General features: G+C 46.0%; 8 protein-coding genes. 5 read left to right on the top strand and 3 right to left on the bottom strand.

Annotation, left to right across the window (positions count from 1 at the left end; translation table 11 throughout):
- Window positions 1-284 precede the first annotated feature (284 nt).
- Window positions 285-1670 carry a TldD/PmbA family protein gene (locus FIV04_RS17075; protein WP_152469846.1) on the top strand — a complete coding sequence of 462 codons (1386 nt, stop codon included), beginning with the start codon at window positions 285-287 and terminating at the stop codon, window positions 1668-1670.
- Window positions 1670-3013 (top strand): TldD/PmbA family protein, encoded by a 1344-nt coding sequence (locus FIV04_RS17070; protein WP_152469845.1) that lies wholly within the window; start codon window positions 1670-1672, stop codon window positions 3011-3013. Before FIV04_RS17075 ends, FIV04_RS17070 begins: the two co-directional genes overlap by 1 nt.
- Before the next feature lie 127 nt (window positions 3014-3140).
- On the opposite strand, the gene FIV04_RS17065 is transcribed toward FIV04_RS17070, so the two are convergent.
- On the bottom strand, window positions 3141-3719 hold the full coding sequence (locus FIV04_RS17065) for a hypothetical protein (RefSeq protein WP_152469844.1): 579 nt from the start codon (window positions 3717-3719) through the stop codon (window positions 3141-3143).
- A gap of 191 nt (window positions 3720-3910) precedes the next feature.
- Window positions 3911-5509 carry an isocitrate lyase gene (locus FIV04_RS17060; RefSeq protein WP_152469843.1) on the bottom strand — a complete coding sequence of 533 codons (1599 nt, stop codon included), beginning with the start codon at window positions 5507-5509 and terminating at the stop codon, window positions 3911-3913.
- A 131-nt stretch (window positions 5510-5640) separates the two neighbouring features.
- On the opposite strand from FIV04_RS17060, the gene FIV04_RS17055 reads away from it, so the two are divergent.
- The 3 genes from FIV04_RS17055 to FIV04_RS17045 all read left to right on the top strand — a co-directional run bounded on the left by FIV04_RS17055 (window position 5641) and on the right by FIV04_RS17045 (window position 9814).
- Entirely contained in the window at window positions 5641-6594 is a 954-nt protein-coding gene (locus FIV04_RS17055; RefSeq protein WP_032550470.1) for a LysR family transcriptional regulator, read from the top strand.
- A 116-nt stretch (window positions 6595-6710) separates the two neighbouring features.
- A complete protein-coding gene (locus tag FIV04_RS17050) occupies window positions 6711-8897 on the top strand; it encodes a malate synthase G (protein WP_152469842.1) in 2187 nt (728 codons plus the stop codon).
- Between the two features lie 344 nt (window positions 8898-9241).
- On the top strand, window positions 9242-9814 hold the full coding sequence (locus tag FIV04_RS17045) for a malate synthase (protein WP_032550467.1): 573 nt from the start codon (window positions 9242-9244) through the stop codon (window positions 9812-9814).
- Between the two features lie 91 nt (window positions 9815-9905).
- Here the strand turns inward: FIV04_RS17045 and FIV04_RS17040 are convergent, their stop codons facing one another.
- Window positions 9906-10835: a M14 family metallocarboxypeptidase gene (locus FIV04_RS17040; RefSeq protein WP_152469841.1), complete on the bottom strand. Its 930-nt coding sequence runs from the start codon at window positions 10833-10835 to the stop codon at window positions 9906-9908.
- Window positions 10836-10956 lie beyond the last annotated feature (121 nt).

Below are 10956 nucleotides of genomic sequence, written 5' to 3'. Positions count from 1 at the left end.
TGCTTAGTCAGCGTTTTATTTTTGGATTCAGTCTATCTAGATGTGTATCGAAAGGTATGAATACGTTGGGGGTGGAGTTCATAAGATTTACACTCAGTGTAAAGAATTTAGCTTTTTAGTAACTTAATAAATTCGGCTTTGTTTAGAGCATATACTACAAATAATGTTAAAATTTAACGCATTGCCAACATGTCTTCAGTGCCGTAAACGATTGAATCGCATAATGAAGAGGCGCTGATGCGTAGGCTAGATTGGCTAGGAATATCAACGAGCAAGGAGATTTCATGCTTAATTCTGTAACGGCGAAAGCGGTGATCGATCACGCTCTCTTTTTAGGGGCTGATTTCGCAGAGCTATTCGTTGAACACCACCAAACCAGCAGCGTACAAATTGCGTCTGGTGAAGTGGACAAGGTTAACTCGGGCATCGATTTTGGTATCGGTATTCGCCTCTTCTTCGGTCACAAAGTCCTTTATGGCTACACCAACAGTACCGATGAGAATGAACTAAAACGCGTAACATCACTGCTTGCAGCAAAAGATAAACGTGAGCAAATTGCTTCTGCAGGTGCTCTGAATCTGAACCGTTACCCAGTGCAGCATGGCTGTCGTATGCCATTGAGCAAAGACGCGAACCTTGATTCAAAAATTGCGTTCTTACTGCAAGCGGACAAAGCGGCGCGTGCGGAAAGTGAGTACATCAGTCAGTTTATCGGTAGTGCGCTTCAACGCGAGCAGCAAGTCTCTATCTTCAACTCGGAAGGCCTTCACGTTGACGATACTCGCCACTACATTCGTGTCTCGGGTAACACTGTTGCGCAAAAGGGTACTGAGCAGTCTTCTGGTATGGAAGGTCCGGGCGCACTTGCTGGTTGGGAGTTTAGCGAGCAGTTAGATGCCAAAGAACTTGGTCAAAGTATTGCCCAGCAAGCCCTAATTAAACTGGGTGCGGATGTTTGTCCATCTGGTGAAATGCCAGTGGTGATTGGAAATGGTTTTGGTGGGGTAATTTTCCATGAAGCGTGTGGCCACTTACTAGAGACCACTTCTGTTGCTAAGAAAGCATCTGTATTCCATGACCAAATGGGTGAAATGATTGCGCATACCGCTGTAAACGCAGTGGACGATGGCACCATGACTAATGAGTGGGGCTCCATTCACGTTGATGACGAAGGTATGCCGACACAGCGTACTCAGCTGATCAAAGACGGTAAGCTCACTAGCTTTATGGTCGACAAAATGGGTGGCATGAAAACCGGTTATGAGCCGACGGGATCTGGTCGCCGTCAAAACTACAAGTTCGCACCAACGTCTCGTATGCGTAATACCTTCATTGAAGAGGGTGAGCACACTCTTGATGAGATGTTCGCAGGTATTGAACGCGGTATCTACGCGAAGAAACTGGGTGGTGGTTCTGTTCAGCCGGGTACTGGTGAATTTAACTTTGCGGTCCGTGAAGCTTACTTGATTGAGAATGGTAAGGTCACCAAGCCATTGAAGACGGCGACTTTGATTAGTACTGGTCCTAAAGTGCTGAAAGAGATCAGCATGGTGGGGCAAGATATGGCGTTAGCACCGGGTATGTGTGGTTCGGTGAGTGGTTCGGTACCGACGACGGTTGGCCAACCTACGTTGAAGGTCGATAACATCCTAGTAGGAGGCGGTAACTAATGAGCCAAGAACAACAACTTCTTAATGCCGTTGAATACGTACTTGCTGAAGCGAAACGCCAAGGTGCGGAAGCAGACGTTATCGTTAACAGCAGTAATAGTTTCTCGCTTAAAGCGAACCAAGGTCAGCTTGATGAATATAAAGTGAGCTCAAGCCAAGTTCTGGGTGTGCGTGTGGTCAAAGATGCACGTGTCGCGACTAGTTACTCGGAATCCCTAGAGCAACCAAGCCTTGATCTACTGCTGACGAATGCATTGCAGAGTGCTCGTTTTTCTAAGCAGGATGAGCATCAAACCATCAGTTGTGTAAACAGCACAATTACGACGGATGTGGCTGAAATTGCTCAACAAGACACAACGTCGGTTGATGAAAAAATCGAGCTCTCTTTGTCGCTTGAGCAAGGCGTGGTGAGTCAACCGCACGCAAAGAGCTCGCCTTACAATGGTTACAGCGATGGTGAGTCTCAATTGATCATCGCCAACACTCAAGGCTCACTGTGTAAGCACTTTGAGCGTTCATTTAACTGTTATGCCTACACGTTATTTGAGAAAGATGGCAAGCAGTCGATGGCTGGCAAAATGTCAGTAGGCCGTCGCTTCGATGATCTGAAGCCAGCCTACTGCATTGAAGAAGGTTACAACCTAGCACGTGATCTGCTTGATGGTGCGCCAGTTGCTACTGGGAACTATTCTGCGATTTTCCACATTAATGCGCTTAGCAGCTTGTTCGGCGCGTTTGGCAGTGCATTTTCTGGTGTGAGCGCTATGAAAGGCATTACGCCACTCGGCGACAAGCTAGGTCAAGGTATCGCGAGTGAACTGCTGTCGTTCACCGATAAAGCGTATATGCTAAACGGCATGGCGATCGCAGGCTTTGATAGCGAAGGCTTTGCGACTCAAGACAATGCGATTATTGTCGATGGTCAGTTAAATACGCTACTTCATAACAGCCAAACAGCGAGCTACCTAGGTGCAACATCGACGGCAAGTGCCGCACGTGGCGCTAAGTCGAGCCTAGATGTATCAGCAAACCATCGTGTGATTACAACAGGTCAAAGTAGCGTAGCAGAAGTGAAAGCGGGAGAGTACTTAGAGCTGGTAGAGCTGCAAGGTGTTCATTCGGGAGCAGATACGGTGAGCGGTGACTTCTCATTTGGTGCGAGTGGTTTCTTGTGCCGAGATGGTGAACGAGTTCAACCTGTTCGCGGTATTACGGTTGCGGGTAACTTCTACAAGATGCTGCAAGAAATTGATGCTGTAGGTAATAGCCAGCTCAGCAATGATAGTCGCACCTTCTTTGCTCCAGATGTTCGCTTCGCGCGTCTAAGCATTGGTGGTAAGTAGCATTGGCGGCAAATAGCGGTCTGATAATGACCTAGGCTATTCAGCTAAGAAAATTAGCAGCACCAAAACGACAAAGAGGACTCAATGAGTCCTCTTTTTAATTCTATATAGCTTAATGTGATATCAATCAGTCAGCCATTTCTGGTTCAAGCACTTCGCTGATGCATGCGCGGCTGATGTCTTCGTTGATATACGCCATGCCGAGCTTATTTTGATAGTCCATACGATCTGCGGAGCGAAGATCAATATCCGGTCCTTCAATACCACACTCTTGGTATACCTTAGCTAAGTGTGCCATGAAGTTCTCGCCGATACTCATCATTAACAGGCTCATTGCACCCACGTCCGGTCTTACTTTCGCTCGTTGTTTTTCTGATAAGTTAACCGCCAGTACGATAGGTTGCTCATCACCTTCGAAACGCACGCTACGTTCACGCACAGTTTGTTGCGCCCAGTAGTAAGCCAGCTCTTTACTTTGAGTCAGGAATACAGGCTCAGTCGATTCTGTGTAGTTATTGCCAATCGTGGCCATTGTTTTCTGCGCTGCTTCATTCAGTGCTTTGTCTCCCGAGCGTTTCAGCCCTTGACCTTTAATGGAAGCAAGCAAGGCTGAAGAGGTTCCGTGATACCAAATATCACCGGTTGCAAAGCCATCGTCAGTTAGCAGTTCTTTTGCATCTTGTAAGTAGGTAGGTACAGAAGTCATAGGCACTCTCAACAACATGAATGGTATTAGTTTAGCCAGAAGAGCGAGAAGGAACAGTGGTTTATCACGCAAATCTGGCTTTTGAAAAAATCGCGTTTGTTTATTTGATACCAAGCTTTCGGGGGATAAAAGCTTAGTAAGATGAGCTTCCCCTCTCACCAGGAGAAGAAGAGAGGAAGCTCGTTAAGCGATTAGTCAAATTGGTGTGAAGTATTCAACTCACCTGCAGCTTTCAGCGCGTTCTCACCTGCAAAGTACTCTTTGTGATCATCACCCATATCTGAACCAGACATGTTTTGGTGTTTAACACAAGCAATGCCTTGGCGAATCTCTTTACGTTGAACGTTTGCAACATAGCCCAGCATACCTTGGTCACCGAAGTACTCTTTCGCTAGGTTATCTGTAGATAGCGCAGCCGTGTGGTACGTTGGTAGCGTGATTAGGTGGTGGAAAATACCTGCTTCACGAGACGCATCTGCTTGGAAGGTACGGATCTTCTCATCAGCACGCTTAGACAGCTCAGTTTCGTCGTATTCAGCACTCATTAGGCTAGCGCGGTCGTATGCAGAAACGTCTTCACCAGCTTCAACCATTGCATCGTATGCTTGTTGACGGAAGTTTAGTGTCCAGTTGAATGATGGTGAGTTGTTGTATACCAGTTTCGCATTAGGGTGTACTGCACGAACGCCATCCATCATCTCTTTGATTTGACCAATGTGTGGTTTCTCAGTCTCAATCCAAAGTAGGTCAGCACCTGCGTTGATTGCTTCAATACAGTCAAATACACAGCGGTCTTCACCCGTACCTTGACGGAATTGGTATAGGCCTGAAGGTAGACGCTTAGGACGAACAAGCTTGCCGTCACGGTTGAAGCAAACGTCGCCTTGCTTCATGTCAGCTACATCGATCTCTTCTACATCTAGGTAAGAGTTGTAGATATCGCCTTGGTCACCCGGCTCTTTCACTACAGCGATCTCTTTTGTTAGACCTGCACCTTGTGAGTCAGTACGTGCAACGATGATGCCGTTGTCGATGCCTAGCTCTAGGAAAGCGTAACGAAGTGCACGTAGTTTCGCGTGGAAGTCTGCGTGAGGTACCGTTACTTTACCGTCTTGGTGACCACATTGCTTCTCATCAGCTACTTGGTTTTCAATCTGTAGACAACATGCACCCGCTTCAATCATCTGCTTAGCCATTAGGTAAGTCGCTTCTGCGTTACCGAAACCTGCATCGATATCCGCAATGATTGGTACAACGTGTGTTACGTGGTTGTCGATTTTGTCTTGAATAGAGTCTTGTAGGTCAACATCACCTGCTTCACGTGCTGCGTCTAGTTCACGGAATAGACCACCTAGTTCACGAGCATCTGCTTGACGTAGGAATGTGTATAGCTCTTCAACTAGGCCAGCAACGGTTGTTTTTTCGTGCATTGATTGGTCTGGAAGAGGACCGAATTCTGAACGTAATGCCGCAACCATCCAACCAGAAAGGTATAGGTAACGACGATCTGTTTTACCGCCAAAATGCTTTTTAATTGAAATCAGTTTTTGTTGACCGATAAAACCATGCCAGCAACCCAAAGATTGAGTGTATTGAGAGCTGTCTTTGTCATAAGCCTCCATATCTGCACGCATAATGTCTGCCGTGTATTGCGCAATGTCTAGACCGGTTTTGAATTTATTTTGAGCACGCATACGAGCAGCAGATTCAGGGTTGATAGCATCCCATGGAGCACCAGCAGCACGTTTTGCAACTTCGATCATTTCGATATCTTGTGTGATTTGCGACATAACTATTCCTTAGTTTCACGTGGGGTATGTTTGCCAAATTTGGCTTGGATTAAAACTTTGCTATGGACAAAGAATAATCACACATGTGATAATTTTGTTAATTTATAGTTATTATATTCGGTATTTTTTATATGAATATTGCTCGTATAGACCTTAATCTACTTGTGTATTTAGACATGTTATTGCGAGAGCGAAACGTGACTCGTGCAGCCAAGCAACTGGGTATTACTCAGCCAGCCATGAGTAATGGACTTCGTCGATTACGCGACCTTTTAGAGGACCCATTATTGGTGAGAACCAGTGAAGGGATGATACCGACGGAGCGCGCGCAAAAGCTTCAGCCGTTGATTCGAAATATTTTGGCTAATGTAGAGAAGACATTGCAGCCAACCACCGAATTCCGGGCGGAGGACAGCGAACGCGTGTTCCGAATCATGGCGAGTGACTACGCAGAATCGACCATTATTCAGCCATTATTAAGAAGGCTTAGTGAGATCGCACCGAAGATTCGTCTCGATATTATGACGCCCAGTGACGTGAGTTATCAGGACGTAGAACAGGGCACCGTTGATATTATTATCAACCGTTTTGACAACATCCCTCAGTCCTTCCATCAGATGAGCCTTTGGCATGACGGGTTCTCTTGTTTGTTCAGTTGCGACAACCCAATTGCCGATGACTTTAGCCTTTTGTCGTATTTAAAAGCTCAACATATTTGGGTAAGCAAGACGGGAATGGGTACTGGCGTCGGGATCAACCCAAGTGAAGCACAGAAATTGGGGTGGATAGATGAGGCACTAATGCGTATCGGTAAAACGAGAAACATCACGGTGTTTACGCGACATTATTTGTCGGCCATTCTTTTTGCCCAACAGAAGAATCTGATTCTGACGATTCCAACAAAGGCGGCTCAACTGCAAAGGGATAACCCAAATTTGCTGATCAAGCCTGCGCCATTTGCTATTGAACCTTTTGAGGTGAAGATGGCATGGAGTCCGTTATTGCAGAGTAATCCCGACCATCAATGGATGCGTCGTTTGATTAAAAGTGTCGCTAGTGAAATAGAGAGCGGCGTGACAGGATAGCCCCGATTTATGGGTATTTTTTTCATGAATATTCAATATAAATGGCATAAATTAGCTAAATTTTGGTCCGTTACGTAGTTTATTGAGTAGTCATCGGTTAATTTGAGAGAGATTTTATGAGCAGTCGTATTCAACAGGGAAGCTTGAACATTGATAGCACCCTCTACCAGTTAATTAATGAACAGGTCATTCCGGGAACAGGCATTAACGCCGAAGATTTTTGGCAATCTTTTGCTGATATCCTTAAAGACCTTGCCCCAAAGAACCGAGAATTATTGATTAAGCGTGATGACCTTCAGCATCAAATTGATGTGTGGCACCAAGAGCGAGCTGGTCAAGCGCTGGATCCGGTTGAGTACAAACAATTCCTACAACAGATTGGTTACCTTGTACCAGAAGGCGATGATTTCGAAGTCACCACAGCAAGCGTAGAACCAGAGATCGCAACTCAAGCAGGCCCGCAACTTGTAGTGCCTATCATGAATGCGCGTTTTGCACTTAATGCCGCAAACGCACGTTGGGGTAGCCTATACGATGCCCTTTACGGCACGGATGTGATCAGTGAAGAAGATGGCGCAGAGAAAGGGGGTAGCTTCAACCCAGTACGTGGTGCCAAGGTAGTTGCGTATGCTCGCGAATTTCTAGACGAAGCAGCGCCATTAAACGGTGTTTCCCACAAAGACGTCACTAAATACAGCATCAGTAATGTCAGCAAAGGTAATACTCTTACCGCAACGCTAGAGAACGGTGAAGAAGTTACGCTTATCGAGCACAGCCAGTTCATCGGCTACCGAGGTGAGGCAAGTGCACCTTCTTGTATTCTTCTTAAACACAATAACCTTCATATCGAAATCCAAATTGACCCGAGTGCACCTATCGGCAGCGTAGATGCTGCTGGGGTTAAAGACGTTCTGGTTGAAGCGGCACTCACGACCATTATGGACTGTGAAGACTCTGTTGCTGCGGTAGATGGTGAAGATAAAGCACTCGCTTACCGAAACTGGTTAGGCTTGATGAAAGGTGACTTACAAGAGTCGCTTGAGAAGAATGGTAAGACTATTGTTCGCAGCCTCAACCCAGATCGTCAGTACACCAGTGTTAGCGGCGGAGAGATCTCTCTGAAAGGCCGAAGCATGCTGTTTGTGCGTAATGTTGGGCACCTAATGACTAACCCAGCAATCATCGACGAAAACGGTAATGAAGTACCAGAAGGCATCATGGATGGCATGATTACTTCGCTTATCGCAATGCATGATTTGAAGGGTAACAGCCCATACCAAAACTCGACTGCCAATAGCATTAACATCGTAAAACCTAAGATGCATGGCCCTGAAGAGGTGGCGTTTACCAATGAGTTGTTTGGTCGAATTGAAGATGCTCTAGGTCTTGAGCGTTTCACGATTAAAGTGGGCATTATGGATGAGGAGCGCCGTACCTCGGTTAACTTGAAAGAGTGTATCCGCGCCGCGAAAGACCGTGTGGTATTTATCAATACCGGTTTCCTAGACCGCACAGGTGATGAGATTCATACCAGCATGGAAGCGGGCCCGTTTGCTCCAAAAGCACAGTTGAAAACCATGACTTGGATTGGCGCGTACGAAGATCAAAACGTCGATCTCGGTTTAGCGTGTGGCCTACAAGGCAAGGCGCAAATTGGTAAAGGCATGTGGCCAGAGCCAGACAACATGGCCAAGATGATGGAAGCTAAATTAGGTCATCCTAAAGCGGGTGCGAACACAGCATGGGTTCCATCACCGACTGCAGCAACACTGCATGCACTTCATTACCACCAAGTGAGCGTACCGAGTCGTCAAAAAGAGCTTCGTGAACGTGTAAGAGCGAATGTCGATGACATCCTAACGATTCCATTACTAGGTAACCAAAAGCTGACTGCTCAAGATATCCAGAGTGAACTTGATAACAACACTCAAGGTATTCTGGGTTACGTAGTGCGCTGGATTGACCAAGGTGTTGGTTGTTCTAAGGTGCCAGACATCAACGATGTTGGCTTGATGGAAGACCGTGCAACACTGCGTATCTCAAGTCAGCACATTGCAAACTGGATTCGTCACGGTATCTGTGATGATGCGCAAGTGATGGCCACAATGAAGCGCATGGCTGCAGTGGTTGATGAGCAAAACGCAGGTGATCCAAATTACCGCAACATGGCGGATGATTTTGAAAACAGCATTGCGTTCTCAGCTGCTTGTCAGTTGGTTTTTGAAGGCTGTGCTCAGCCGAGTGGTTACACTGAACCTGTCCTTCACGCGATGCGCTTGAAGTTAAAGGAATCGACCAGATAACAGAAATCTAATAAAACGAATTTCACAAAAAAAGTGAAACTGTAAAATCCCTGTTATTTACCAAGCCCAAGGTGCCGCACTCATTAGTGCGGCTTTTTTTGTTTTTAATTTCAGTGATATAGGAAGGGTTTGGAATTAGTTATGGATCCTCTGATTAGAATGATCTCGCGCTGTAAAATTGACAAAATCTGTAAAATTAACACTGTGAAGTTTTTGTTGTGAAATTGTTTCTAAAATCGATGTAATCTTTAGTTACTGCAAAACACAACGCAATAATCAATTAAAAACGGGTCGATTAAGCTTTTTGATCTAGATGGAATTTAAAGCCGTACGAGGGAAAGACTATGAACATGCTTACATTGGATAAAACAGAACTTCACAGAAACCATTCTACCTTTATCGCTGAAGCTGTCTTTGCTGTCGAAATGGTTAAAGCGGACAAACAGATGGAAAAGCAACGCATGGCGAAGCAACTGCTAGACACGCTTTTCCCTCTAGAAAGTGGTTCGCATGAAGATGCAGTTAGCTATGAGATCGATTACCGTCACGTTCAAGTTTACTTTAAGAATGGTGAACACACGGGTCTGAAAAGAGCGAAGCACTTTGTGGCTTACGCAGGCGACAAATCTAAGCCATCAGCAATCCTGTTCCGTGACGAAAGCGGCACACACGTAGAGGTTACCATTGGTGCTCGTGCCGGCACTGGTCGTCTAGAACTTGTAAATATCGAAGATATTCAGCTAGAGACATGTACCACATTTGGTCAAACGGAAGAGAGCTACTCTTCAGGCATCAGACACTGGGTTAGCTTGGTACAAGGTGATGAGAAAGGCCGACCAACTGCGTGCAGTGAAGACAAAGAGTACACAGCAAAAAACGGCGATGATTACAGCCTAGGGTTTAGTTTCGCACTGTAAGGTGACTTTAGCGATAACGGATAATCCTGAATAGCAGATACAAAAAGAGCGACAGCATTCAATGCGAGTCGCTCTTTTTTTTTAGGGTCTGTTACGCGCTTAGCTCATGCTTAATCACATACTCCAAGCCACCCACGATTGCCGCAACTTGAGCATCATTACACTCTTCGTCAGTCACTTTGTCACTATCTGGGTAAACCTCGGTTGTTGTACCGTACTTGCAGTTGGTTACGCCGCCACATAGACCAAGCTCTTTCATTGGGTAGTTGATCACGCCGTGTTGAGTCACCTCTGAACCGATGATCTTACCGTCGGCATCCGCAGGCGCGATGTGAGTAACTTTCTCTACAGAAGCGATAACCGCCTCTTGGAAGTCAGGCTGCGGGTTTTCTGTGTCACCGACTGTGTAGAAGCCATCTGGAATCATACCTTCGATGTATTCAAGGCCATCGCGCGCAGCTAGAGCAGGGCGGAACTCTGTCTCATCAGAGTCTGTGGTTTCATGAAGATCAATGTGCATCAGTACTTCTTGTGGAAGTGAAGCAACGAGTGCACGTAAGTTCGCTGACTCTTCTGCAGGCGTATTGTCATAGAAAGAGCGGTTTGGATCGACAGCGTTTGGATTCCAACGGTTGATCACTTCGTAACCCCAAGGGCTCACACAAGGCGCGATAACGATGTTGAAGTATTGGCTGTAGCGTTCTGCTTGTGTATCTGCAAACTTAAGCGCGCCATGAACACCGCTGGTTTCGTAGCCATGAACACCACCAGTCACGAGTACCGTTGGCTTGTTCTCATCCCAAGCTTTCGTTTTGATTGCGAATAGAGGGAAACGAGCCTCGTCATAGCTCAGTGCACCATATTGCTCAATGTCGAAACGTTCAGTCAGTGCTTTGATCTTTGGCACAACTTCTTGTTGATATTCACGCTTGATCGTTTGGCTTTCACGCCAAGCTGTACGCTCAACGTCTGTCCACTTTTTGCCAGGTTCACCGATAGGGTAGGAGTAGCTGTCTTTCATTATTCTTTCTCTGTGTAATCCATTGCAAGCAGAGAGAATAGTCAGCTGTTAACTGGATAGCAACTGTTATTGGAATCAGTGATATGAGGTGGCGAAGTCATTAATGATGCATTTAACTCAC

The sequence above is a fragment of the Vibrio sp. THAF190c genome (assembly GCF_009363355.1).
Classification (GTDB): Bacteria; Pseudomonadota; Gammaproteobacteria; order Enterobacterales; family Vibrionaceae; genus Vibrio; species Vibrio fortis_A.
This window is presented reverse-complemented; position numbering and strand designations above follow the sequence as displayed.

What these genes read in the sequence shown, in the direction of transcription:
- FIV04_RS17075 (WP_152469846.1), top strand. Translation starts at nt 285, where the DNA reads ATGCTTAATTCTGTAACGGCGAAAGCGGTGATCGATCACGCTCTCTTT.
- FIV04_RS17070 (WP_152469845.1), top strand. Translation starts at nt 1,670, where the DNA reads ATGAGCCAAGAACAACAACTTCTTAATGCCGTTGAATACGTACTTGCT.
- FIV04_RS17065 (WP_152469844.1), bottom strand. Translation starts at nt 3,719, where the DNA reads ATGACTTCTGTACCTACCTACTTACAAGATGCAAAAGAACTGCTAACT.
- FIV04_RS17060 (WP_152469843.1), bottom strand. Translation starts at nt 5,509, where the DNA reads ATGTCGCAAATCACACAAGATATCGAAATGATCGAAGTTGCAAAACGT.
- FIV04_RS17055 (WP_032550470.1), top strand. Translation starts at nt 5,641, where the DNA reads ATGAATATTGCTCGTATAGACCTTAATCTACTTGTGTATTTAGACATG.
- FIV04_RS17050 (WP_152469842.1), top strand. Translation starts at nt 6,711, where the DNA reads ATGAGCAGTCGTATTCAACAGGGAAGCTTGAACATTGATAGCACCCTC.
- FIV04_RS17045 (WP_032550467.1), top strand. Translation starts at nt 9,242, where the DNA reads ATGAACATGCTTACATTGGATAAAACAGAACTTCACAGAAACCATTCT.
- FIV04_RS17040 (WP_152469841.1), bottom strand. Translation starts at nt 10,835, where the DNA reads ATGAAAGACAGCTACTCCTACCCTATCGGTGAACCTGGCAAAAAGTGG.